The following is a 24,283-nucleotide window of genomic DNA, read 5'->3' as shown; positions in this document are numbered from 1 at the left end:
ATCAAGCCCGCACATCACGTCGACACGTAGTCGACGGCGAGCTTGATCACTCGCTCGTCCAGGAGTATGCGCTGGTGGCCGAGGCCATCGGTACTCACGAGCTCGGCCTCGGGCCACGTGGAGGCCACCTTGACGCCGTCGTCGTACGGTGACTGCTTGTCGTCGCGGTCGTGGATGACCAGCGCAGGCGGCACCTGCGCGGCCGAGCTCGTCAGCAGCATGTTGAAGTCGTCCAAGGGCCGGTTCGCCAGCTTCTCGAGCTTGATGAACAAGTGCTTGCGGGTGCGGCGTCCGAAGCCGAGCATCTTCTCCATCAGACGGAGGCTCGAGACCGGGTCGACGCCCGGAGAAACGAACACCAGCCGGCGCGCGTCGAGCCCGTCGCGGACCGCCATCGCCGTGGACGTGCAGCCGAGCGAATGGGCGATGATGCCATCCGCCTCGCCGTGCGCCCGGCTCACCATGGTCAGCGCCGCGATGAAGTCCACGGCGGTGGCACGCCCGGGTCCGGACTCGCCTGGTCCGGAATCGCCGTGACTGGCGACGTCGAAGGCGACGACCCGGCGGCCTGCTCGCTGGAGCGGCTCGACGAACGCACCGAGCTGGCCGCGCCAGCCGCCCCAGCCATGGGCCAGATACACCGTCTTGACCCTGCCGGGGTCGCTCGCCGGAGTTGCTGGCTCCCAGATCTCGATGGCGATGCGGCGGCCGTCGTGCTCGAGGTCAGAGCGGCGCCCGGGTGACGGCCGGTTGTCGTGGCGACGTTGCGCTCCCGGCGGGAGCGTGCACCACAGGCGCAGCGCCCACCGGCCGGCCGCGGCGGGCGCGAGCCGGTCGAGAAGCTTGAAAGCCGCCCGGAGCGAGGGCGCGCCGCCATTTCCAGGACGAACGATCGTGCTATTTTTGGGTCGATCGGCGGTTTTCATCTGACCTCACATGGGGTTGACGGCAGGGGCTGGACGGGGTTAGAGCTGGGGCGGGGCGGTGGCCGGCGCCGGAATGGGACGCGCGTCGTCGAGCAGCCTGGAGAACGCGCGCCGGGCGCGTGTCTCCGCCGCGTTGTCTCGCAGTAGCCGGTGGGCGTGGTAAAACGCGAGCATGATTCCGTCGAGGTCGGTGGCGAACTGATCAGGGTCCGCGTCTGCGCGGAACTGGCCCTCGGCGATGCCCGTACGGAACACCTGGGCGATGGTGTCGAGCAGGTCACGATGGTCCTGGACCAGTTGATCACGGACGGCGCCGTCGTCTTCGTCGAGCTCCGTGGCGGCCTTCACGAAGAGGCATCCGCCGGGCTGCCGGGACAGCCCGCAGTGGATCCAGCGGTCGAAGAGCTCGCGGACCCGGGTTTCCCCGCGCGGCGCAGCGAGCGCCGGACGGACCACCGTGTCGATGAACTGGGCGCGCGCCTCGGCGAGAACGGCCAGCTGGAGCGCCTCCTTGGACTGGAAGTGCGCGAACAGGCCGCTCTTGGACATGCTGGAGGCCGATGCGAGCTGGCCGATGGTCAAGCCGCGGAGCCCCACCTGGTACGCCGTCCTGACGCCCTGCCGGAGGATCTCCTGGCGTGTCTCGGCCCCTTTGCTCACGAAAAGAAGATTAGCACGACCGTTCGCTCACTTGCTGCGGGGGCCGACGACCCCGTGTTCGATCAGGCTCGCGGCCGTGTCGATGACAGACTGCTCGACCGGCCGCATCGTCCATCCCAGTTCCTGGCGCGCTCTGTGGGCGCTGACCGTTTCCGGGCGACCCAGCATCTCGAGCGCCAGCCGGGCGGATTCGTCGAAGCGTGCCATCACGTGCATCAGCCAGTTCGGGATAGCGCGTGTGGGTACCCGGTAGCCGCGCGTGTTGAACTCCGCGGCGAGAATGGCGGCGATCTCCTGCATCCAGATGTTGTCGCCTGCGCAGATGTAGCGTTTGCCGGCGGCTGCGGGCGATTCCATGGCCAGTCGGTGTGCCACGGCGAGATCGCGGACGTCGACGACGGCGAATCCGAGTGACGGTGACCCCGGCTGCTGGCGGGCGAGGAGCATCCTGACAACGTCGACGGAGGTCCCGACGGCGGGCGAGTGAACGGGTCCGAGTGCCAGGCCGGGATTGAGGACGGTCAGCTCGAGCCCACTGTTTGTGGGTAAATCTCGCACGAAGTCCCAGGCGGCCTGTTCGGCGAGTGTCTTGCTGCGTTGGTAAGCGGTACTGCGTTCCACCACGGACCAATCGTCCTCGGTGAAACGGGCGTCGCCTCGTCGCTCGTGCCCAGAGGTGATGGCCGCGAGCGAAGAGGTGAGAACCACTCGTCCGACCGTGCCGCTAGCCACGCTCGCCCGCAGCACACGCAACGTGCCCTCCACCGCTGGCCGGACGAGTTCCTGCGCGTCTCCGGGCCGGCGCGCGGGAAACGGGGAGGCGATGTGCATGACGTAGTCACACCCAGCCGCCGCGTCCTTCCAGCCGGTGTCCGAGTCGAGGTGAGCCGCTACCAATTCGAGGTCGCTGCCGGTGCGCCCTGCCAGGTCGCGCAGGTGTGCCACTTTGTGTGCCGCGCCGGTGTCTCGCACCGTGCCGCGAACGGCGTACCCGTGTTCCAGGAGTTCACGGACGCAATGGCCGGCGACGAAGCCGGAAGCGCCGGTGACGAGTACACGTGCTCCCATATCGAGTGCCCTTCTTTTTCGCGCTGGCTCGCGTTCCGTGGCTGCCTGGCGCGTCTATCTAAACATTGCTTACATATCTAAGCATTGTATAGATTGTGCTGGTGTCGACTGTCAAGCCGGAACTGCCTAACCTCGGAGGCGTGCCACCGACCCGGACGACGTACCACCATGGCGCGCTGCGTGAAGAACTCATGAGCGCGTGCTTGCGGCTCATCGAGAGCGAGGGCATCGCGGCCGTGAGCCTGCGGCGGGTCGCGCGCGAAGCGGGCGTCAGCCCAGGAGCTCCGTACCATCATTTCGCCGATCGGTCCGCTCTGCTGGCGGCGCTGTCCGCGGACGGGTTCGAGCTGCTTGCCACGCGTCTGATCGCGGCCCGGAGAGCGGGATCCGGCGGTGTCGGGGCGCTCTCGGCGCTCGTGCAGGCGTATGTGGATTTCGCCCGGAGCGAGCCTGGCTACTTCCGGTTGATGTTCCGTCCGGAGCTCTCCGAGCCGCACAAACACTTGGCCGCCCGCACGGCGGGAGACGCGGCGTTTGACGTGCTCACGGACGTGGTTTCAGACTGCGTCGAGAGCGGCGTGGTGGCGCGGGCCAACGCTCAAGCCGTCCTCATGGCGGTGTGGGGGCTGGCGCACGGCATCGCCTCACTGTGGCTAGACGGCCAGCTTGGTGAGGAAGGCAAGCTCGGCACCGCCCCGGAGCAGGTGACGGCTCAGATCACCCGCCTGCTGGAGTCCGCGGTGACCGCATGCGGGCATGATGCCGAAGCGACATAGAGTCGCGGCTGTGGAGTATTCGTGGAAGCCGGCCGCCGCCACCGGTATGGGGTCGTTGCCGTATCAGGACCGCGACGAGGCCGCGCGGATCGTTCTCGATGAGCTCACCGACTTCCCACATATACCGGAGCTGCCCAGGCGGGGAGCCGGGTCCGGCATTGTCGGGCGCTCGGCTGCCTTGCTCGTCGACCTCCATGTCGATCTTCAGCCGTCGGGGTGGCGGCTGGTCGACCGGTCCGGCGCCGACGAGCGAGCCGCCAGATCGGCGCTCCGGGCTGACCTCGATGCGCTGGAGATCGCCGCGTACGGCTTCGAAGGCCCGCTGAAGATCCAGGTGGCCGGTCCGATGACGCTGGCCGCCAGCCTGGAGCGCACGCGCGGGGACAAGGCGCTCGCCGATCACGGTGCGCGCAAGGACATCGCCGAGTCCCTGGCGGAGGGAGTCGCGGCTCATGTGGCGGAGATCGGCAGCCGGGTCCCGGGGGCGTCCGTGGTCGTCCAGCTGGACGAGCCGAGCCTTCCTGCAGTGCTTGCGGCGCGCATCCCCACCATCAGTGGGTTCGGACGATTGCGCGCTGTGCATGCGAGCGAGGCCGAGACGCTGATCGGAGCGGTGATCGCCGCCGCCGGCGCACCCGTCGTGGTGCATTGCTGCGCCGCAGACGTGCCGTCGGACCTGATCCGGAAGGCCGGAGCGGTGGCGGTCGCGCTGGACGCCGGGCTGCTCGACGACGCATCACTGGGTGAGCTCGCCGCGGCAGTGGACGCCGGCCTGGCGCTCTGGCCCGGCGTGGTGCCGGCCTCCACGCCGGCCACGCCACCCACCGATCGTGAGCTGGCGCAGCGTGTGTCGGGCCTCTGGCGGCGGCTCGACCAGGATCCCGGCCGGATGGCGCCGCGTACGGTGGTGACACCGGTGTGCGGTCTGGCCGGCGCGGACGAACCCTGGACCCGTCGCGCCTACGCATTGGCGCGCTCCACTGCCCGTGCCTTCGCGGACATTGTCGCCCTGGAGCAGTAGTTTCTGTTGTTGTGAGCACCGAACCTGTCGACATCGCCGACGTCCCCGCAGAGGTCCGCGATCGCCACGCCATCCTCGCGCAAGAGGTCGAGGAGCACCGTCAGCGGTATTACTTCGCGACGCCCACCATCAGCGACGCCGAGTTCGACCAGCTGATGCGCGAGCTCGAGTCCATCGAGGAGCAGTACACGTCTCTGCGCACGCCGGACTCGCCCACCCAGAAGGTCGGCGCGCCGGTGACCGAGCCGGGCGTGGTCGAGGGTTCGTGGCCGCCCATCGATCATCTGGAGCGGATGCTCAGCCTGGACAACGCGTTCACCTTCGACGAGCTCACCGAATGGGCGTCCCGGGTGGAGCGAGAGGTCGGAGAAGGCGCACGGTATCTGTGCGAGCCGAAGGTGGACGGGCTGGCTGTGGACATCGTCTACCGAGACGGCCGGCTGGCCACCCTCGCTACCCGTGGTGACGGCCGCACGGGAGAGAACATCACCTACAACACGCGCTATGCCGACGCCATCCCCAAGGAGCTGACCGGCACCGACCAGTTTCCGGTGCCGGAGGTGGTGGAGATCCGCGGCGAGGTGGTGTTCCCTGCGGAGGCGTTCGAGGCGATCAACGCCGAGCGAGGCGAGCTCGGGTTGCCGCTGTTCGCCAACGCCCGCAATTCCGGCGCCGGCGTGCTCCGGCAGCGGCTTGACCGGCGCAAGGAGAAGATCGACGCCGCTCGCAAGCGCGCGGAGGCGGCCGGCGGTGAGGGCAGGGCGCAGCTGGCCCTGCAGCGTCTGGAGGACGAGTTCGACCGCGCTCGCCGGATGATCTCGTCGCTCATCCTGATCTGTCACGGTCTGGGGCAGCGCAGCGGTTTCGAGGTGGAGTACCAGTCCGAGGCGTACGCGGCGCTGAAGGCGTGGGGCCTGCCGGTGAGCGAGCGGGTGCGCGTGGTGCCAAACCTGCCGGCGGTGCAGGAGTACATCGGCCACTACGGCGAGCACCGGCACGACGTCGAGTATGAGATCGACGGTGTCGTCGTCAAGGTCGATCAGGTGAGCCTGCAACGGCGTCTGGGCTCCACGTCCCGCGCTCCGCGCTGGGCCATCGCCTTCAAGTACCCGCCGGAGGAGGTCACCACCAAGCTCCTCGACATCCGGGTCAGCGTGGGCCGCACCGGCCGGGTCACGCCGTACGGCGTGATGGAACCGGTCAAGGTGGCCGGCTCCACCGTCGAGAACGCCACGTTGCACAACGCCTCGGAGGTGGAGCGCAAGGGCGTGCTGATCGGCGACACCGTGGTGCTGCGCAAGGCCGGTGACGTCATCCCCGAGATCCTCGGGCCGGTGGCTGAGCTGCGCGACGGATCCGAGCGCGCCTTCGTCATGCCCACCGAGTGTCCGTCCTGCGCCACCACGCTCAAGCCGGCTAAAGAGGGCGACGTCGACATCCGCTGCCCCAACACCCGGTCGTGCCCGGCTCAACTCATCGAGCGGCTGTTCTACCTCTCCGGCCGGGGCGGCTTCGACATCGAGGCGATGGGCTGGGAGGCGGCGCAGGCGCTGACGGCGCCGGACGAGCCCGCGGAGCCTCCGGTGCGTGACGAAGGAGATCTGTTCGGGCTGCGCATAGAAGAGCTGCGCGACGTGCGGATCCGCCGTGAGATCCGCCGCAAGGGCCAGCCCACCGGCGAGTTCGAGCTGGTGCCGTACTTCTACACCAAGGAGACGCCGAGCAAGCCGTCGGTGCCCACCAAGAACACCGAGCGGCTCTTCGGCCAGCTGGAGAAGGCGAAGCGGCAGCCGTTGTGGCGGGTCCTGGTGTCGCTGTCCATCCGGCATGTCGGCCCCACTGCCGCTCGCGCGCTGGCCAACGCGTTCGGCTCGATGGAGCGGATCCAGAACGCCACCGAGGAGGAGCTCGCCGCCGTGGACGGCGTCGGGCCCACCATCGCGGCGTCCGTCATCGAGTGGTTCGAGGTGCCGTGGCACCGCGACGTCGTGCGCAAATGGAGTGAGGCGGGCGTGCGCATGGAAGACGAGCGGGACGAATCGGTCCCGCGTACGCTCGAGGGGCTCACCGTCGTGGTGACCGGTTCGCTCGAGGGGTTCTCCCGCGACGAGGCCAAGGAGGCGATCCTCGTCCGCGGCGGCAAGGCGTCGGGGTCGGTGTCGAAGAAGACGTCCTACGTAGTGGCCGGGGAGAGCGCCGGGTCCAAGCTCGACAAGGCCATGCAACTCGGGGTGCCGGTGCTCGGTGAGGAAGGCTTCCGCGCGTTGCTCGAAGGAGGCCCCGACGCAGCCGCGGCGCATGTTCAAGCGGCGGAGTGACGCCGGAGGGGCGGAGGCGTGGGAGGCGAGACGATCACCCTGTCCCTCTGCGGGGACGTCATGCTCGGCCGCGGCGTCGACCAGATTCTCCCCAACGCCGGCCACCCGCGCCTGAGTGAGCCGTTCGTGCGGGACGCCCGCGCATACCTGGACCTGGCCGAGCGAGTGAACGGCCCGATTCCCCGCCCGGTCGGGTTTCCCTGGCCGTGGGGTGAAGCCTTGTCCGTCCTCGGAGCCGTGGCGCCCGACGTCCGGATCATCAACCTGGAGACCAGCGTCACCAGGAGCGACGAGTTCGCGCCCGGTAAGTCCGTGCACTATCGGATGAGTCCGGGCAACATCGCGGCGCTGGTGGCAGGAAAGCCGGATGTCTGCGCGCTGGCGAACAACCACATCTTGGACTTCGGCCGGTCCGGACTGGCCGAGACACTGGACACCCTGGCCGGGGCCGGGTTGGACGGGGCCGGCGCCGGCCTCGACGCCACCGCGGCCGAACGTCCGGTCGCCGTGCGAGTGCGCACGTCGTCGGCGAGTGACGCCGCAACAGCGACGCAGGTGGTCGTCTACGCCATCGGCAGCCCGTCCAGTGGCATCGACCACGACTGGCGTGCGGGGCCGGACCGGCCCGGAATCGGTCTGGTGGATCTGAGCGAAACCGGCGCCGCGTCCCTGGCCGCACGGATCGGTGCGGCGAAACACTCGGGTGACCTGGTGGTCGTATCGATTCACTGGGGCGGCAACTGGGGCTACGACATTCCTGCGGAGCATGTCGAGTTCGCGCACCGGCTGATCGACGCGGGGGTGGACCTGGTCCACGGGCACTCGTCGCACCATCCCCGGCCGGTCGAGGTGTATCGCGGCAAGCTCGTCCTGTACGGCTGCGGCGACTTCATCAACGACTACGAGGGCATCGCCGGCCACGACGATTACCGGGACGACCTGCGGCTGCTGTACCTGGCGACGCTGCACGTGCCTACCGGCGCGCTGATGGCTCTGCGGATGGTGCCGATGCGGGCACGCCGGATGCGGCTGGAGTACGCCTCCGACGCCGACGCCATGTGGCTGGCGTCGACGCTCGACGAGGTGAGCGCTGATCATGGAGTCCGCGTCCGCCGGGCTGCACTGGATATGCCGGGCGGCGCTGTAGCCGCGCTGGCGGCGGATTTCGCCTGACGCATTGTGCGCCGCTTGTCGGTCCGTTGAGCTACGGTCGCAACGTGACCGATGATGCGAACCTCAGGGACGAGGCCGAAGGCCTGCTGCGCCGCCTGGTCGGCAGCGAGCACGCCGCCTTCCGGGACGGGCAGTGGGACGCGGTACGTGACCTGGTAGAACACCGTCGCCGAGTGCTTGTGGTCCAGCGCACCGGCTGGGGGAAGTCCGCGGTCTATTTCGTGGCCACCGGGCTGCTGCGCGCTCGCGGGCTCGGTCCCACGGTCATCGTCTCGCCGCTGCTGGCTCTGATGCGAGACCAGGTGGCCGCTGCTGCCCGAGCCGGAGTCCGCGCGGTCACCATCAACTCGGCCAACGCCGACGAGTGGGGAGAGATCACAGCCGCGCTGGCGGAGAACGCGGTCGACGTTCTGCTGGTCAGCCCAGAGCGGCTGAACAACCCGCGGTTCCGGGAAGAGCAGTTGCCCACGCTGGCGGCCAACGCCGGGCTGATCGTTGTGGACGAGGCACACTGCGTGTCGGACTGGGGTCACGATTTCCGTCCGGACTACCGCCGGATCCGTGACCTCCTCGACTCGCTGCCGCCCGGCACCCCTGTGCTGGCCACCACGGCCACCGCCAACGCCAGGGTGGTGGCCGACGTCGCCGAGCAGCTGGGCAGCGGGGGAGCGGAAGTCAACACCCTCCGCGGGTCGCTGGCGAGAGACAGCCTCCGGCTCGGCGTCCTCAAGCTCGGCTCGGCGGAAGACCGGCTCGGCTGGCTCAGCGCCCATCTCGGCGAGCTGCCCGGCAGCGGGATCATCTACACGCTCACCGTCTCGGCCGCCGAAGACACCGCGCAGTTGCTCCGTGACGCCGGTTACGACGTGCTCGCCTACACCGGTCGCACCGATCCCGCTGACCGGATCGACGCCGAGCAGGCCCTCTTACACAACAAGGTCAAGGCATTGGTCGCCACCAGCGCCCTCGGCATGGGCTTCGACAAGCCGGACCTCGGGTTTGTGGTGCACGTGGGCGCGCCGTCGTCTCCCGTCGCCTACTACCAGCAGGTCGGCCGTGCCGGCCGCGCCACCGAGCGGGCCGACGTCCTGCTGCTTCCGGCGGTCCAGGACGCCGACATCTGGCACTACTTCGCCACCGTGTCGATGCCCAAGCCGGATCAGGCCGAAGCGGTCATCGCCGCGCTGTCCAGCGCCGGGGCACCCATGTCCACGGCCGCGCTGGAGACTGTCGCCGACGTCCGCCGCACCAGGCTGGAGCTTTTGCTGAAGGTGCTCGACGTCGAGGGAGCCGTGCGCCGGGTCAGGGGCGGCTGGGAAGCCACCGGCCAGTCATGGGCCTACGACGCCGAACGATACGCACGGGTGGCGCAGACCCGGCAGGCCGAGGCGGACCTGATGCGGACCTATCAGCGCGGGGAGCGCTGCCGGATGGCGTTTCTCCAGGAGGTCCTCGATGATCCGGGGGCGGCCGAGTGCGGTCGTTGCGACGTCTGCGCCGGCGCCTGGTATCCCACGGAAGTTCCGGCCGGGGCACGGGATCGTGCCCGGGCCACTATCAGCCGCGCAGGGGTGCCGGTGGAGCCGAGGGCGCAGTGGCCCACGGGCATGTCCCGCCTCGGCGTCGACGTGAAAGGCAAGATCGGTGAAGCGGACCGGGTGGAACAGGGCCGCGTCATCGCCCGGTTGACCGACCTGGGCTGGGGGCAGCGGCTGCGGGAGCTGCTCAACGCCGAGGATGCCCCTGCTGACGACGCCTTGAAAGCGGCGTGCGTCGAAGTCTTGAAGGAATGGCCGTGGGAGCGGCGTCCACAGGCGGTCGCCTGGGTGCCCTCGGAGCGGCACCCGCAGCTGATCGGTTCCGTGGCGCAGCATCTGGCCTCCGTTGGCCGGCTGACAGACCTGGGCGCGCTGGAGTCCGCTTCCGGGTCGGGCTCGGCGGCCGAGTCCGGCGGGAACAGCGCATTCCGGCTCGCCTCAGTCTGGGACCGGTGGCGCGTCGGCTACCAGACCCGGGAGTCGCTGGCCGCGCTGGGTGCCGACCCCGCCGTCCTGCTCGTCGACGACCTCATCGACTCCCGCTGGACCATGGCCGTCGCCGGTCGCACGCTCAGACACGCCGGAGCCGCCCAAGTGCTGCCCTTCGCTCTGGCGGCGGCCGCCTAACCGGAGTCGCGCCCGGTCACGCCGTCCCGGCGGATCACGGTGGCGAGCGCGGCCAGATGGGTGAGTCTGGCGAGTTCGGAGTCGAGAATCCGCGGACCTCCGTCGCGCCCGAACACGATGGCCCGGTGCCCCGATTCCAGGGGTGTGCCCACGGCCACCACGTCCTGCCACGAATCCGGCGCCCAACCGTCGCCGGTGCCGATCCGGACCGGGCCGGGCATCGGCAGCCACGGCGCCGCGTAACCGTCGGCCTCAGGTGCACCGGCCGCCGCCCGCTCCACCTTCACCTTGCCGTCGTCCAGGGACACCAGCAGTGCCCATCCGGACCGGAAGACGCCCGGCACCAGATCCACGAGGATCTCCGCGGTCCGGTCCGGGTCGCCGGTCATCGCCTCGACGGCCTCCAGGTCGCGATGCAGGTGCGCGCCCGGGCTGTAGTGACCGACGAACTCCACTGCCACTCCCTCGACTGAACGGCAGGCGCTGACCAGCGCATCGGGCAGCTTGCCGGAGGGTAGGTCGACGAGGAAGTCGTCCACGGCCCGCCCGTCCGCGCGGTGTTCGACGACGTCTACGCCAACGATGTCTCCGCCGGCGGCGCCGATGGCCGCGGCGACGCCGCCCAGCGAGCCGGGCCGGTCGGGCAGAACGACGCGTAACAGATACGACACGTGGGAGATCCTGTCATTCGACTGTGAAGACGGTGTTGCGGTCCTCGGTCCGTTGGGTCCTGCAGACCGTGGCCCGGGACGCTCGGAGTGCAGGACCCAAGGGAGCGTCCGTGGGTCAGCGCTCGGGATTCCCCCGTAGCCAGGCCAGCACGGCCAGCACACGGCGGTGGCCGTCGTCGGACGGGTGGATGTCAAGCTTGGTGAGGATCGAGGAGATGTGCTTCTCCACCGCGCCCTCGGTCACCACCAGCTCGCGGGCCACGCCCGCGTTCGTCCGGCCCTCGGCCATCAGGCCGAGCACGTCGCGCTCGCGGGGGCTCAGCCGATCCAGTGGGTCCTGCCTGCGCTGGGCGAAAAGCTGCGCGACCACCTCAGGATCCAGGACCGTCCCGCCGCTGACCACTCGCTCGAGTGCATCGGACAGCTGCGCGAGATCGGATACACGGTCCTTGAGCAGGTAACCGACCCCGCCGTTGCCGTCGGCGAGAAGGTCAGAGGCATAGGACTCCTCTACGTACTGCGACAGCACCAGGACGGCCGTCGTAGGCACCCGCTTGCGAGCTTCCAGCGCGGCCCGGAGCCCCTCGTCGGTGAAGCTCGGCGGCATCCTGACGTCCACGATGGCCACGTCGGGCGTGTGGTCGACGACCGAGCGCACCAGCTCGTCGCCGTCGCCGACGGCCTCGACGACCTCGGCCCCGGCTTCAGTCAGCAGGCGGACCAGCCCCTCGCGCAGGAGGAGAGAATCTTCAGCGAGAACGACACGCACGCCCATAGCTTGTCATGCTCATCCACGGAATGCTCAACGGCTGAGCGGGATGGTGGCGGTGACGGTGGTGCCGCCGGCTGGTGGGCTGTGGACGTCGAGGATGCCGTCGACGCCGGCGAGGCGGTCGGTGAGGCCTGCCAGGCCGTGGCCTTTGCCGATGTGTGCGCCGCCGCGGCCGTCGTCGCTGACCTGGACGTGCAGGACGGATACCGCACGGCCTTCCGCATCGCCGGTGGTGCCGGCGATGACGCTGACGTCGCAGCGGGTGGCGTCGCTGTGCTTGGCGGCGTTGGCGAGGGATTCGGTGACGACGAAGTAGGCGGCGTTCTCCACGGATGCGGGGAGACGCTCGTCGCCGCCGAGGTGGACGTCGACGGTGGTGGGAATGGGGTTGCGGGCGGCTGCGGCGGCGAGGGCGGCGCGTAGTCCTCGGTCGGTGAGGATGGGTGGTGCGATGCCGCGGGAGAGTGCGCGCAGTTCGGCGAGTGCCTCTTGGGTCTGTTTGAGGGCGCCGTCGACGAGCGGTCCGGCCGCTTGGGGGTCGTCGTTCAGCCGGCGTTGTGCGGATTGCAGGTCCATGGTGAGGCGGACCAGGCGCTGCTGGGGCCCGTCGTGGATGTCGCGTTCTACCCGGCGCAGGGTGTCGGCTTCGGCCTGCACGACGGCTTGCCTGCTGCGGCCGAGTTCCTCGGCGCGGGCTCGCCATGCGGCGCCCTCGTTGGTCAGCAACGCCCACGCGACGGAGGCCTCGACGGTGGCCAGCCCCCGCAACATTAAGGCCAGCCCACGTGGTAGCCCCCGGAAGCCTCCGCCACCGCTGACCAGCCAGGAGATCAGGATGAGCGGGGTTAATCCCACGCAGATCCCCACGCAGGCCATCGTCAGGGACCAGGTGAGAACCCGCACGGGAAGGATCACGACGCCGTGGAGCCAATCCCGCCAGCTCTGCGGGTCCCGCAGGTGCCCGAGGAGACGCGCCAGCGCCCGCCCGGTCGTCGGCCGATAGTAGACAGGCCCGACGGCCCGGCCCTCCAGGACGCCGACCCGCGCCCGCTCAGCCATGGCGAATCGCCGAGCCGCCAGCAGTGTGAGGGCGAGGATCACGAGGCCGAGGAAAGCCAGGAGAAACAGGCCGATGCCCAGCGCGAGCCCGGCGATCATCACCACGAACGAGACGATGGCCAGGGGCATCCCGGGAAGGAGATAGCAGAGGTCTCGGATGAGCTGCCGCCAGCCGGCGACCGGCCGGTCGGTCTCCCGCGGGCTCATAGTCTCCGCCGCCATTAGCCTCGTCCGCACGAGTGAACTGTAGATGGGGTCACGAGACCGGGGCAGACGGCACCGGGATGGTGGCGGTGACGGTGGTGCCGCCGGCTGGTGGGCTGTGGACGTCGAGGATGCCGTCGACGCCGGCGAGGCGGTCGGTGAGGCCTGCCAGGCCGTGGCCTTTGCCGATGTGTGCGCCGCCGCGGCCGTCGTCGCTGACCTGGACGTGCAGGACGGATACCGCACGGCCTTCCGCATCGCCGGTGGTGCCGGCGATGACGCTGACGTCGCAGCGGGTGGCGTCGCTGTGCTTGGCGGCGTTGGCGAGGGATTCGGTGACGACGAAGTAGGCGGCGTTCTCCACGGATGCGGGGAGACGCTCGTCGCCGCCGAGGTGGACGTCGACGGTGGTGGGAATGGGGTTGCGGGCGGCTGCGGCGGCGAGGGCGGCGCGTAGTCCTCGGTCGGTGAGGATGGGTGGTGCGATGCCGCGGGAGAGTGCGCGCAGTTCGGCGAGTGCCTCTTGGGTCTGTTTGAGGGCGCCGTCGACGAGCGGTCCGGCCGCTTGGGGGTCGTCGTTCAGCCGGCGTTGTGCGGATTGCAGGTCCATGGTGAGGCGGACCAGGCGCTGCTGGGGCCCGTCGTGGATGTCGCGTTCTACCCGGCGCAGGGTGTCGGCTTCGGCCTGCACGACGGCTTGCCTGCTGCGGCCGAGTTCCTCGGCGCGGGCTCGCCATGCGGCGCCCTCGTTGGTCAGCAACGCCCACGCGACGGAGGCCTCGACGGTGGCCAGCCCCCGCAGCACATAGGGAAGGGTCAACAGGAAGACGAACGAGATCGCGGTGTTCACGGCGACCTCGGCGGCCAGCGAATCCCAGCCGAACACCAGGTCCGCAAGGCCCCGATCCTCGTCGCTCTGGGGCAGTGCCCAGGCCCAGAGTCCGTAGGTGATCATGAGTGCGGCGGCGGTCCACGCGACGGTCAGCGACCAGGTGAACACCCGGACCGGCAAGATGATCAGGCCGTGCCCGAAGTCCCGCCACAGCTGCGGGTCGCGCAGGTAGCCGGTAATGCGAGACAGGCCCGCGCCGCCCGGGTCGCGGTAGTACGCGGGGCCGACCCTGCGGCCTTCCATAAGTCCCACCCGGGCTCGTTCCGCGGCGGCGAACCCGCGCGCCGTGAGCAGGGTGACGAGGAGGATGACGAAGCCCAGAAGAGCCAGGACGACGAGCCCGACACCGAGCCAGAAACCGGTCATCATCAGCACGAAGGACGCGACCGCGATCGGCAGGCCGGGGAGCAGGTACGTCAGGTCGCGGCCGACCTGGCGCCACCCGGCTCGGGGCGCCGGCGGCCGGGTTCCGTCGCCTGTCCTGTCACCGGATGGCATGCCCGTCATGGGCTCGTACGCTGTGTTCACGCTTCTACCTTCTCTCGTGGCTGCCGCTGAGGCGAGCCGGTCAACTGGACGTTCGTGGGTGGGGCTACCCCCACCAGGGCGAGCCCCAGGGCCAGCACGAGCCCTGCGGCCACCGGCCCGGCGGGATGGAACGTGAGCTCGGGGCTGAAACCGCTGACGGTCAACGACAGCAGGCCGAGCCCGATCAGAACCGTGGCGAGCAGCGAGCGCCGCCGCCCCGGGGAAGACGCCGATCGCTTCGGATGCTCTAGCGGGCCGAACAGCCGCACGAGGCCGGCCAGCACGGTTGTCAGGGCGGCGAGCCAGATCGGTATCTGGGTCCGCCAGCCGGCACTGAGCAGGTCTGGCGTCTGCCAGCCGAGGACGACCACAGCCACCCCTCCGACCACGGCGAGCGCCGGCATGTGCCACAGGTAGATGGTCATCAGCCGTGCCGAGAGCCAGGCGAGCCCAGTGGCCACCGGCGGCTGAGCGGCCCACCGCTCCACCGCGGGGCGCAGCGCGAAGGCGAGGCCGAGTTGCAGGGCACTGACGGCCAGGAGCACGGCGGTGGGAGGGTTCATATTGGAGACCGGCTCGCCGGGCATGCCGATCATGCTTGCGGGATAGGGGCCGGCGACGACCGCCAGGGCGACCGTGACGAGTCCGAGTCCGGCGAGAGCAGCCGCGCGCCGTCCACGCAACCACGGCAGCGAGCCGGCCGCGTACGCGATTCCGAGCTGATAGACGGTTCCCCAGACGGCGACGACGTTCAGGAACCCGACGTAGTCCGCGCCGTCGAGCACGCCGAAGCGGACGACGTCGACAGCCACCGCGCCGGCCGCCATGGCCAGAATCTCCCGCCCGCGCCATCGGCGATGAGCGCGCACGAGGACGGGGGTGAGAGCGGTCAGGAGAATGTAGAGCGCAAGGAACCAGAGCAGACGGCCGGCCAGCCGGGATGCCGTGTCCACCGGATCGGCCGGCACGCCCATGGCGAGCAGCAGGTGCGGAAGCGGCAACCAGACCATGATCAGCGGCAACACCGGCCATACCAGCCGCCGCAGCCGTGTGGCACGCCATCGATGGTGCCACGACGTGCCCCTCCGGTCGCGGATGCTGAACATCGCCGCGGCGCCGCCAGCGAAGAATACGAGGGGCATGACTTGCGCGACCCAGGTCACGGCCCACGCGCCTGGGGCGGCGAGCGTGTTGCCCGTCGACAGCAGGCCGTCGTCGTAGGAGAGCGCCGGCATGAGCCAGTGCAGGGCCACGACGGTCACGATCGCGAAGACCCGGAGCACGTCGATGAAGCTGTCTCGAGGGGTAATCGGCGCCGTGCGGGCCGGGACGGCGGGTGCCACCGGGACAGGAGAAGCGTAGTCGAGAGGTCGTCGAGATGCTGTGAGCATGCCTCTAGCCTCGTGAACTGGGACGTCGATAGCAGCGGAGGCAGCTGGCGTCTTGTACCTGCGGGTACTCACCACGCGCCGGGTGGGGCTGGCCCTACTGAGCGTGTCGCGAGGAAGCGCTAGCGTAGGATCGGCAAGGAGCTCGTGGCCGGGCGTTTGCCGTCTTCCCAGAGCGTCAGAGTCATCAACGTCGACGTAGGAGCAGCACTCATATGTCCTCGATCAGCCGCGACGAGGTAGCCCACCTGGCGCGCCTCGCTCGCCTCGATCTCGAGCCCGACGAGCTCGAGCACCTCGCCGGTCAGCTCGACCAGATCATCGGCGCGGTCGCGCAGGTGTCCGAGGTCGCGGCTGACCACATACCGCCCACGTCGCACGCATTGCCCGTCACCAACGTCTTCCGTGAGGACGTCCTTCGTCCTGGACTGACCGCCGACGCCGCGCTGGCCGGGGCGCCCGAGGCCGAGGACGGCCGGTTCCGGGTGCCGCAGATCCTGGGAGAAGAGCAGTGACCGATCAGGGACTGGTGCGCCGCAGCGCTGAAGAGCTCGCGGCGTCGATAGCCTCGGGCGAGGTCAGCGCTGTGGAAGTCACCCAGGCGCACCTCGAGCGCATCGCCGCCGTGGACGCAGAACCGGGGGTGCACGCCTTTCTGCACGTCGATCAGGATGGTGCGTTGTCGGCCGCGGCGGCGGTCGATGCGAAGCGGGCGGCGGGCGAGCCGCTCGGCCCGCTCGCCGGCGTCCCGCTGGCCCTGAAAGACGTCATCACCACGGCCGACATGCCGACCACCGCGGGTTCGCGGATTCTGGAAGGCTGGCAGCCTCCCTACGACGCCACCGTCACCGCCAAGTTGCGAGACGCCGGCATCGTCATCCTCGGCAAGACCAACCTGGACGAGTTCGCCATGGGCTCGTCGACGGAGAACTCCGCGTTCGGACCGACTCGCAATCCGTGGGACCTGAACCGGATCCCGGGTGGTTCCGGCGGCGGATCGGCGGCTTCTCTCGCGGCGTTCGAGGCGCCGCTGGCCATCGGCACCGACACCGGCGGATCTATCCGGCAGCCCGCCGCCGTCACCGGAACCGTCGGCGTCAAGCCCACCTATGGCGGCGTCAGCCGGTACGGGCTGATCGCCTGCGCGTCCAGCCTCGACCAGGCTGGACCGTGTGCGCGTACCGTCATGGACGCCGCGCTGCTGCACAGCGTCATCGCCGGACACGACCCCCTGGACTCCACCAGCATCGATGAGGCCGTCCCGGACGTCGTCGCCGCCGCCCGGCAGGGTGCCCACGGTGACCTCGCCGGCCTGCGGGTGGGTGTGGTGAAGGAGCTCGGGGGGGACGGCTACCAGGCCGGTGTCGAGGCGCGCTTCGCCGAGGCCGTCGAGTTGCTCGGCAAGCTCGGCGCGGAGGTCGTCGAGGTCTCCTGCCCGAATTTCACATACGCGTTGCCTGCGTATTACCTGATCATGCCGAGCGAGGTATCGTCCAACCTGGCCCGCTTCGACGCGATGCGGTTCGGGCTGCGGGTCGGCGACGACGGCAGCCGTGGCGCCGAGGAGGTCATGAACATCACCCGCGGGGTGGGGTTCGGCGCGGAGGCCAAACGACGGATCATTCTCGGCACCTACGCACTTTCCTCGGGCTACTACGACGCCTACTATGGCCAGGCCCAGAAGGTCAGGACCTTGGTGAGCCGCGACTTCGAGGCCGCCTTCGCGAAGGTCGACGTCCTCGTCTCGCCGACCACGCCCACCACGGCATTCCCCATCGGGGAGAAGGTCGACGATCCGCTGGCCATGTACACGAACGACCTGTGCACCATCCCGAGCAACCTCGCGGGCAATGCCTCCGCATCTTTCCCGTGCGGCCTCGCCGACGAGGACGGCCTGCCGGTCGGACTGCACGTCATGGCTCCGGTGCTGGGCGACCACCGGCTGTACCGGGTGGGTGCGGCGCTGGAGCAGGCGCTTGTCTCGGAGTGGGGCGGGTATCTGCTGAACAAAGCCCCCGAGTTGGAGGAACGGCGATGAACGCCAAACAGATCATTCGGATCGTCGGCAGTGTCTTCTCGGCCACCGCTGCCATGAAGGCTTTCACCAAGGCGAAGCACGAGGGCGACAAGCTGAAGATGCTCGACGCCGGGCTGGCCGCCGCCTCGATCGCCGTCACCGTCGCGATCGTCGTGCGTGACGTCCGCGGTGGAGATGACCGTTCGCGCATGGTGGAGCTGGGGGACGACTCCTGATGTCCACGGCGATCGCTCTACCCACCTTCGAGGACGTCATCGCGCGGTTCGACCCGGTCATGGGCATGGAGGTGCATGTCGAGCTCGGCACTGTCACCAAGATGTTCTGCGGCTGTTCGACGGCGTTCGGCGCCGAGCCGAACACGCAGGTCTGCCCCACCTGCCTGGGATTTCCCGGCTCGCTGCCCGTGGTGAACCAGATGGCCGTAGAGTCGGCGATCCGGATCGGACTGGCGCTGAATTGCACCATCGCGGAGCATTGCCGCTTCGCCCGGAAGAACTACTTCTATCCGGACATGCCGAAGAACTACCAGATCTCCCAGTACGACGAGCCGATCGCCTTCGACGGCTGGACCGAGGTCACCGTCGACACGGCCGACGGCGCACAGGTGTTCCGTATCGGTATCGAGCGCGCACACATGGAGGAAGACACCGGGAAGTCCCTGCACGTCGGCGGCGCCACCGGGCGGATTCACGGGGCGAGCCACTCGCTGCTGGACTACAACCGTGCTGGTATCCCACTGATCGAGATCGTCACGAAGCCGATCGAGGTGGATCCGGCGCTGGCGCCCGCCGTGGCTCGTGCCTACGTCACGGAGTTGCGTGAGCTGATCCGGGCCCTCGGGGTGTCGGAGGCCCGGATGGAGCTGGGCCAGATGCGCTGCGACGCCAACGTGTCGCTCAAGCCACGTGGCGCCACGGTGCTCGGTACACGGACCGAGACGAAGAACGTGAACTCGTTGCGTTCCGTCGAGCGCGCGGTCACCTACGAGATCCGGCGGCAGGCCACGGTCCTCGACGCCGGTGAGAAGATCGTCCAGGAGACACGTCACTGGCACGAGGACACTGGCGAGACCACACCCGGGCGGGTCAAGGAGGAAGCGGAGGACTACCGCTACTTCCCCGAACCGGACTTGGTCCCGGTCGCCCCGTCGCGGGACTGGGTCGAGCGGTTGCGCGGCACGCTGCCGGAGCCGCCTGCCGCGCGGCGGGCCCGGCTGCAGTCCGAGTGGGGCTTCACGGACCTGGAGATGCGCGACGTCGTCAACGCGGGTGCGCTCGGACTGGTCGCCGAGACCATTGCGGCCGGTGCCGACGCCGCGGGCGCGAAGAAGTGGTGGCTCGGCGAGATCGCGCGTACCGCCAACGAACGAGGCGTCGGCGTGGAGGAGTCCGGCATCACTCCGGCTCAGGTGGCTCGGGTCGAAGAGCTCATCAACGACGGAGCCCTCAACGACAAGCTGGCTCGGCAGGTGGTTGAGGGCGTCCTGGCCGGGGAGGGCTCGCCCGACGAGGTCGTGGCGGCTCGAGGTCTGGCCGTGGTCTCCGACGAGTCCGCCCTGGCGTCGGCCGTCGATGACGCCATCGCGGCGATGCCCGATGTCGCGGAGAAGATCCGCGGCGGCAACATGGGGGCGGTCGGCGCGCTGATCGGCTCGGTGATGAAGGCGACGCGCGGGCAGGCTGACGCCAAGCGGGTGCGGGAATTGATCGTGCAGCGCCTTACGGCGTGACCGTCCTAAATGATCATGTAAACCATGTTTTCTCGTGCTTCACCATGCCTGCAGGCATGGTGAAGCACGAGAAAACATGGTTTACATGATCATTTGGATGTACCGGGTCTGATGGTGGTTTCGCCGTATCTCTACGACCGGGCAGTGCAGATCACCTCAGAGGTGACCTCGGATGAGCCACGCATATTCGTCCGGCCCCGGGCGGACCCACTATGACGACAAACGTATGACTAGTAGTGAAATTGCTTGACAGTCTCAACGGCCTGGTCAATTGTTCTCCCTGGCGGCGATATTTTGCCGCGGTATTCCCATACACCAGAGGAGATTCGTGTGAACAGGTTGTTCCGCGGGGTCGTGTCCGGAATGGGCGTTGTCGCCGTATCCGTCGGCATGGGCCTGACCGGTGCGGCGGGAATGGCGACGCAAGGAACGGTGGAGCCGGAGAACTTCACCGCCGACGTCCCCACGTTCGAGCAGTCGGACGAAGCCCCGCCCGCCGGCTTTGAAACCATTGATTCCGCCGACGTGATCGGTGCGCTGGACCTGCTGGACGGACTGGATCTTCCCGATGTGAACATCGGGAACGACCTGTGTCTGCTGCCATGGTTCTGGCCGGGGCCGTTCAATGTCCTGACCGAAGGCCAGACTGGCTCGTACGAAGCCTGCAATGGCTCCGCCGGGGCCGGCGCCAACGCCGAGGGCATTAGCATCCTGAACGACTCGTGCGCAGCGCCGTGGCTGTGGCAGGGGCCGATCAACCTCGCCACCGGTGGCAACGAGGCGTACTACGTCGTCTGCAACACGGATGCGGTGTCGGACGAAGCCGGTATCGATATCCTGAACAACGCCTGCTTGCTGCCCTGGCTGTGGCAGGGGCCGGCGAACGTCTTCACCGAGGGCCAGGAGGCCCACTATGTCGCCTGCAACAGCGACGGGACGGTAGTCGAGGTCACCGATGCCGAAGCCGTGGACGAGAGCGCGCTCCCGGCCATCAACATCGGCAACAATCTGTGTGCCGCGCCGTGGTTCTGGCAGGGTCCGCTGAACTTCCTGACCGAAGGCCAGACCGGCCACTACGAGGCCTGTAACAGTGACGGCACCATGAGTGCCGAGGGCATCAACATCCTGAACAACGCATGTGTGGCGCCGTGGTTGTGGCAGGGCCCGTTCAACGTGCTGACGGAGGGCCAGGAGGCGTACTACTCGGCATGCAACGGTGGTGGCTCGGGCAGCTCGGAGGGCATCAACATCCTGAACAACGCGTGTGTGCTGCCGTGGTTGTGGCAGGGCCCGGTCAACCTCCTGACGACGGGGCAGGAGGCGTACTACTCGGCCTGCAACGCCGCCCAGGACGATGTCGACGTGGACGCGGATGTGGACGCTGACGTGGATGCTGACGTCGATGTCGACGCGGATGCGGATGTCGACGCTGACGTGGATGCTGACGTCGATGTCGACGCGGATGTGGACGCTGACGCGGATGTCGATGCCGACGTGGATGCGGACGTGGACACCGATGTCGATGTCGATGCTGATGTGGACGCCGAGGTCGATGCGGATGTCGACGTGGATGCGGATGTCGACGCTGATGTCGATGCTGACGTGGATGCGGACGTGGACGCTGATGTCGATGCCGACGTGGACGCTGACGTCGATGTGGACGCGGGCGTCGATGCAGACGCGGGCGCCGACGTGGATGCGGATGTCGATGCGGGCATCGGCGTGGATGCGGATGTGGATGCCGACGCCGATGGTGGCGAGATGCTTCCCGACACCGGTACCGGTTCGGTGCAGTTCCTGACCGTGGCGACGCTGCTTCTCCTCGCGGGCGGCGCGGCGGCGATCACCATGCGCCGGAAGGGCTTCGCCCGCTTGTAACAGGGCACCATCGTGTCGATCATGGGCGGACTGCCGTCATCGCTCTCGCGGACGGCCTGTTCGCCCATGATCGGCTTCTCGTGGGCGGTCGTGTGAGGCGGGCACACCTCGGGGTAGGGTCGCCCGGTGCGGACCCTGAACGACTTCCGGCTCGACGAGACCCTGGCCTCGATGCCGCAGGAACAGATCGTCGCGGTCGGACTAGTGGCGATCGGGCTGGCCGTGCACCGCTCGACATGGAACGTGATCGGCTATCCGGTCACCATCGTGCATGAGATCGGGCACGCCCTGGCGGCTCTCGTCGCCGGCTACCGGCTGCACGGCATCACCGTGAACAATGACATGTCGGGTGCCACGAATTTCGCAGGCAAAGGCACGTTCCGGGTGCTGTGGACGCTGTGGTGGGGATACCCGGCTCCCGCCGTCGCCGGCGCCGGGCTGATGTGGGCCGTGTCTGAGGGCTGGGCGCAGGTCGCCTTGTGGGTCCTCGTCGTCGGTCTGACTCTGACGTTTCTGCTTTCGCGCAGCTGGCATACGGTGGGCGTCGTCGTCGCCACCGGCGCGTTCCTCGGGTTGGTGGCGTGGTACGGCGAGGCCTGGGTGCAGAACGCCGTGGTGTTCGCGTTCGCCTGGCTGCTGATCGTGGGCTCGGTGCGGGGATGGTGGGCGGTGACCCGCAGCCACCTGACCCGGCGAGGCGTGCACCGCTCCGACGCCTACATGCTGGGACGGCGAAGCCGGGTGCTCCCAGGGGTGTTCTGGCTGTTCACTTTCCTGGTCGTGATCGCCGTGTGTTCCTGGTACGGAGTGACGACGGTGCTCACCGCCGCCGAACTCTCCCCATGATCATCGGCGATCCTGCACACTCCAGGGGCAGCGACGGCCAATGATCAAGGGGAGGAGGCCACGGTTACGGGGAGACCGCCACGGAGAACTCGTGGTGCCCGGTCGCCACGTGGTCGACGGTCACCCGGTCCGAGCGCTGCCGCAGCTCGAAACCGTCCTCGGACTCCTCTTCCACGTGCAGCGTAGCCGTGACCGTGTTGTTGGGCAGCAGGTCTTCCAGGTCTGTGAGCAGCTCGTCGAAACCGGCGTTCTCGTCCGTGGCGCCGTCGGCCGCTTCTTCTCCGGGCTCCTCCGAGACGTCCTTGCTGGGGCCGCCGGAAACGCTGAACCAGCCGAACGCACCGGCCGCGTCATCCGGCACCTCCACCGATAGCTCGACCTCGCGCGTGTCGCCCTTGCCCTGGTACGGAAGGAGCGTGACGTGGACATCGACGGTTCCTCCCGCTTTCACCTGCAGCGGCCCGGATGCGGGCGGCGGTGCGAACTCGCCGTCGTCCTGCCGGACCTGGACCGACGACACGGTGTAGCGCTGGAACGTATCCGACACCGAGCCCGTGTACTCGACGGCAAGGATTTCGACCTCTTCGAACTCGTTCTCCTGGATCGCCAGAATCTGGTCGAACGAGTCGAAGACGGCATCGAAGGCGATGTCGTAGCGACTGGCGTACATGTTCTCCACCTCGACCGTGAATGGTTCACCCGAGGCTCGCACGCCGTCGATCAGCCACCCCATATGAGCGGTACCCGGACCCACGGCGTCGAAGACGGCATCGAGATTCGCCAGTGCGTGCGACGACGCCAGGTCCGGCAGGGCGTCGGCCATGGTGACCTCGGTCCTGCCCTCGCGGACACCGTCCGCGCCGCCGGGGGAGATCGACGACGTCACTGGGACCACGGCCGGTCCCTCGCCGAGCTTGCCGCGGATGCCGGCGAGCCGGTCCTGGTCGAGTGTGCCCACTACGCCGCCCGGGTTGGCGACCTTGTACGAGCCCATCGCGTCGTCGCGCTGGACGAACACGGCGCTCGCCGGGTGCACGCTCATCGACGACGAGCCGGACCACAGGTACGGATGGCCGAACGCCACGGCGACGCTGTCCTCGCACACGGTCGTCGTCGTGCCGATGCCCGCCGCGGTCACGTCACCGTAGGAAAGCGCGGCGGCGAAATTGCCGCCGGGAACGATCTCATCGGCAGAGCCCTCCGCATCGGTTCGGGCCGCTCCGGCAGGGAAGGCGCGGGCCTCGGGCAGACGCTCGCCCAGCCGCTCAGAGAACGAGTCCAGGCGGCTCGCGGACAGGCCGGACACGGCCATGGGCACGGGGAGCACACGCATGCCAGACCGTACCTCGGATGCGGTCGCGACGCTGCTGGCCACCAGTTCACCCTGGATGTGCTCCGGAAGCTCCACCGCGGCCGCGGCGTCGTGCGCGGAGCCGGTGGCCGTCACCGCGGATCGCGTGGACAGGTCATGTATCGCGGCGGCAGGCGTCAACCCGGCGATATTCGACGGCGCGGCCGACAGGCCGTACGCGACCGCGCCGAGCAGACGGCCGTCATCGGTGTACACCGGGGATCCGGACATACCGGCCCAGATGCCGCCCGCCCGGTCGATCGCCGGTGAGCTGGTCTCGACAATGATCAGGTCGAGGTCCGGGGAGATCCCGCCGTCGACGACGCCCACGACGGTGGCGGTGAAGGGCTCCGGCTCCGTACCCTTCTCGACGGTGCGCCCGGTGGCCGACATGCCTTCGGTCACCTCGTCGAGTGGGAACGGTTCCGGGCACGGGTCCTGGTGTGCGACGGTCCTCCCCGGTGGCGTTGCCGCGTCAGGTGAGGCGGCCGTCGCCGCGGGCAGCCCGCCGGCGAGCAGTGCCGCGCAGCCGGCGACGACGGTACTCGCAGCCGCGAACCGGCGTCGGAATAGAGGAAGAAAGGTGGAAAAGGTCATGGATATCCCGTCGGCATAAGGTAGGTAGACGTGGCGTGAATTCACCTGGACGCCATACAAGCATTCGAACAATGCGGCGGCAATCGAAACGCCACAATCCACTCCACTCGGGGGCTCCGGTAATTTGGCTATTGGCGAGGTGGTCCCACTGTGCCGACGACACGAAACCCATTCGAGATCGATCATTTCTACGCGAACCGGTCGAGGCGGCTGTCGAGCGTGT

Annotated in this window: 20 protein-coding genes; 11 read left to right on the top strand and 9 right to left on the bottom strand. The window is 68.7% G+C overall.

What is annotated here, in order from left to right; all coding sequences use genetic code 11:
• Positions 1 to 14: 14 nt before the first annotated feature.
• From G1H11_RS18915 to G1H11_RS18905, 3 genes are read right to left on the bottom strand one after another with little or no spacing between them, the layout of a single operon-like run.
• Positions 15 to 926, bottom strand: a complete 912-nt coding sequence (locus G1H11_RS18915) for an alpha/beta fold hydrolase (RefSeq protein ID WP_163820158.1) — start codon at positions 924 to 926, stop codon at positions 15 to 17.
• 39 nt (positions 927 to 965) lie between these two features.
• Positions 966 to 1,586 (bottom strand): TetR family transcriptional regulator C-terminal domain-containing protein, encoded by a 621-nt coding sequence (locus G1H11_RS18910; RefSeq protein ID WP_163820157.1) that lies wholly within the window; start codon positions 1,584 to 1,586, stop codon positions 966 to 968.
• 27 nt (positions 1,587 to 1,613) lie between these two features.
• On the bottom strand, positions 1,614 to 2,654 hold the full coding sequence (locus G1H11_RS18905; RefSeq protein WP_163820156.1) for an SDR family oxidoreductase: 1,041 nt from the start codon (positions 2,652 to 2,654) through the stop codon (positions 1,614 to 1,616).
• 101 nt (positions 2,655 to 2,755) lie between these two features.
• Between G1H11_RS18905 and G1H11_RS18900 the strand changes: the two genes are divergently transcribed.
• From G1H11_RS18900 to G1H11_RS18880, 5 genes are read left to right on the top strand one after another with little or no spacing between them, the layout of a single operon-like run.
• Complete coding sequence (locus tag G1H11_RS18900) at positions 2,756 to 3,430, top strand: TetR/AcrR family transcriptional regulator (protein ID WP_216843921.1); 675 nt, start codon at positions 2,756 to 2,758, stop codon at positions 3,428 to 3,430.
• 10 nt (positions 3,431 to 3,440) lie between these two features.
• A complete protein-coding gene (locus tag G1H11_RS18895; RefSeq protein WP_216843920.1) occupies positions 3,441 to 4,451 on the top strand; it encodes a uroporphyrinogen decarboxylase/cobalamine-independent methonine synthase family protein in 1,011 nt (336 codons plus the stop codon).
• Between the two features lie 11 nt (positions 4,452 to 4,462).
• Positions 4,463 to 6,769: an NAD-dependent DNA ligase LigA gene (gene ligA, locus G1H11_RS18890; protein WP_163820154.1), complete on the top strand. Its 2,307-nt coding sequence runs from the start codon at positions 4,463 to 4,465 to the stop codon at positions 6,767 to 6,769.
• An 18-nt stretch (positions 6,770 to 6,787) separates the two neighbouring features.
• Positions 6,788 to 7,942 (top strand): CapA family protein, encoded by a 1,155-nt coding sequence (locus G1H11_RS18885; RefSeq protein WP_163820153.1) that lies wholly within the window; start codon positions 6,788 to 6,790, stop codon positions 7,940 to 7,942.
• A 44-nt stretch (positions 7,943 to 7,986) separates the two neighbouring features.
• Positions 7,987 to 10,107: a RecQ family ATP-dependent DNA helicase gene (locus G1H11_RS18880; RefSeq protein WP_163820152.1), complete on the top strand. Its 2,121-nt coding sequence runs from the start codon at positions 7,987 to 7,989 to the stop codon at positions 10,105 to 10,107.
• Here G1H11_RS18880 and G1H11_RS18875 read toward each other — a convergent pair.
• The 5 genes from G1H11_RS18875 to G1H11_RS18855 form a co-directional block, all read right to left on the bottom strand.
• Positions 10,104 to 10,778, bottom strand: coding sequence for an ACT domain-containing protein (locus G1H11_RS18875; RefSeq protein ID WP_163820151.1), 675 nt, complete (start codon positions 10,776 to 10,778; stop codon positions 10,104 to 10,106). The genes G1H11_RS18880 and G1H11_RS18875 overlap by 4 nt on opposite strands.
• Before the next feature lie 115 nt (positions 10,779 to 10,893).
• Positions 10,894 to 11,547 carry a response regulator gene (locus G1H11_RS18870; RefSeq protein WP_163820150.1) on the bottom strand — a complete coding sequence of 218 codons (654 nt, stop codon included), beginning with the start codon at positions 11,545 to 11,547 and terminating at the stop codon, positions 10,894 to 10,896.
• Between the two features lie 33 nt (positions 11,548 to 11,580).
• The gene (locus tag G1H11_RS18865) at positions 11,581 to 12,846 is read right to left on the bottom strand and encodes a sensor histidine kinase (RefSeq protein ID WP_216843919.1); all 1,266 of its coding nucleotides are present in this window, start codon (positions 12,844 to 12,846) and stop codon (positions 11,581 to 11,583) included.
• Positions 12,847 to 12,865: 19 nt separating this feature from the next.
• Positions 12,866 to 14,233: a sensor domain-containing protein gene (locus G1H11_RS18860; protein WP_163820149.1), complete on the bottom strand. Its 1,368-nt coding sequence runs from the start codon at positions 14,231 to 14,233 to the stop codon at positions 12,866 to 12,868.
• Positions 14,230 to 15,576: an acyltransferase family protein gene (locus G1H11_RS18855; protein ID WP_216843918.1), complete on the bottom strand. Its 1,347-nt coding sequence runs from the start codon at positions 15,574 to 15,576 to the stop codon at positions 14,230 to 14,232. Before G1H11_RS18855 ends, G1H11_RS18860 begins: the two co-directional genes overlap by 4 nt.
• A gap of 260 nt (positions 15,577 to 15,836) precedes the next feature.
• On the opposite strand from G1H11_RS18855, the gene gatC reads away from it, so the two are divergent.
• From gatC to G1H11_RS18825, 6 genes are all read left to right on the top strand, one after another.
• A complete protein-coding gene (gatC, locus tag G1H11_RS18850) occupies positions 15,837 to 16,136 on the top strand; it encodes an Asp-tRNA(Asn)/Glu-tRNA(Gln) amidotransferase subunit GatC (RefSeq protein WP_163820147.1) in 300 nt (99 codons plus the stop codon).
• Entirely contained in the window at positions 16,133 to 17,659 is a 1,527-nt protein-coding gene (gene gatA / locus G1H11_RS18845; RefSeq protein WP_163820146.1) for an Asp-tRNA(Asn)/Glu-tRNA(Gln) amidotransferase subunit GatA, read from the top strand. The genes gatC and gatA overlap by 4 nt, the downstream gene beginning before the upstream one ends.
• A complete protein-coding gene (locus G1H11_RS18840) occupies positions 17,656 to 17,874 on the top strand; it encodes a hypothetical protein (RefSeq protein ID WP_163820145.1) in 219 nt (72 codons plus the stop codon). Before gatA ends, G1H11_RS18840 begins: the two co-directional genes overlap by 4 nt.
• Positions 17,874 to 19,388, top strand: a complete 1,515-nt coding sequence (gene gatB, locus G1H11_RS18835) for an Asp-tRNA(Asn)/Glu-tRNA(Gln) amidotransferase subunit GatB (protein WP_163820144.1) — start codon at positions 17,874 to 17,876, stop codon at positions 19,386 to 19,388. Before G1H11_RS18840 ends, gatB begins: the two co-directional genes overlap by 1 nt.
• A gap of 330 nt (positions 19,389 to 19,718) precedes the next feature.
• Positions 19,719 to 21,266, top strand: coding sequence for an LPXTG cell wall anchor domain-containing protein (locus G1H11_RS25320; RefSeq protein WP_216843917.1), 1,548 nt, complete (start codon positions 19,719 to 19,721; stop codon positions 21,264 to 21,266).
• A 126-nt stretch (positions 21,267 to 21,392) separates the two neighbouring features.
• Positions 21,393 to 22,112, top strand: coding sequence for a M50 family metallopeptidase (locus G1H11_RS18825; protein WP_163820143.1), 720 nt, complete (start codon positions 21,393 to 21,395; stop codon positions 22,110 to 22,112).
• Positions 22,113 to 22,176: 64 nt separating this feature from the next.
• Here G1H11_RS18825 and G1H11_RS18820 read toward each other — a convergent pair whose 3' ends face one another.
• Complete coding sequence (locus G1H11_RS18820) at positions 22,177 to 24,060, bottom strand: SpoIVB peptidase S55 domain-containing protein (RefSeq protein ID WP_163820142.1); 1,884 nt, start codon at positions 24,058 to 24,060, stop codon at positions 22,177 to 22,179.
• Positions 24,061 to 24,283: the final 223 nt, after the last annotated feature.

The organism is Phytoactinopolyspora alkaliphila (genome assembly GCF_010550695.1).
GTDB classification, from domain to species: domain Bacteria; phylum Actinomycetota; class Actinomycetes; order Jiangellales; family Jiangellaceae; genus Phytoactinopolyspora; species Phytoactinopolyspora alkaliphila.
The sequence above is the reverse complement of the archived record's forward strand: the minus strand, read 5'-3'. Positions and strand labels throughout refer to the sequence as shown.

Excerpts from the sequence above, each read along its gene's own strand:
- G1H11_RS18915 (WP_163820158.1), bottom strand. The coding sequence starts at position 926 with ATGAAAACCGCCGATCGACCCAAAAATAGCACGATCGTTCGTCCTGGA.
- G1H11_RS18905 (WP_163820156.1), bottom strand. The coding sequence starts at position 2,654 with ATGGGAGCACGTGTACTCGTCACCGGCGCTTCCGGCTTCGTCGCCGGC.
- gatC (WP_163820147.1), top strand. The coding sequence starts at position 15,837 with ATGTCCTCGATCAGCCGCGACGAGGTAGCCCACCTGGCGCGCCTCGCT.
- G1H11_RS18840 (WP_163820145.1), top strand. The coding sequence starts at position 17,656 with ATGAACGCCAAACAGATCATTCGGATCGTCGGCAGTGTCTTCTCGGCC.
- gatB (WP_163820144.1), top strand. The coding sequence starts at position 17,874 with ATGTCCACGGCGATCGCTCTACCCACCTTCGAGGACGTCATCGCGCGG.
- G1H11_RS18820 (WP_163820142.1), bottom strand. The coding sequence starts at position 24,060 with ATGACCTTTTCCACCTTTCTTCCTCTATTCCGACGCCGGTTCGCGGCT.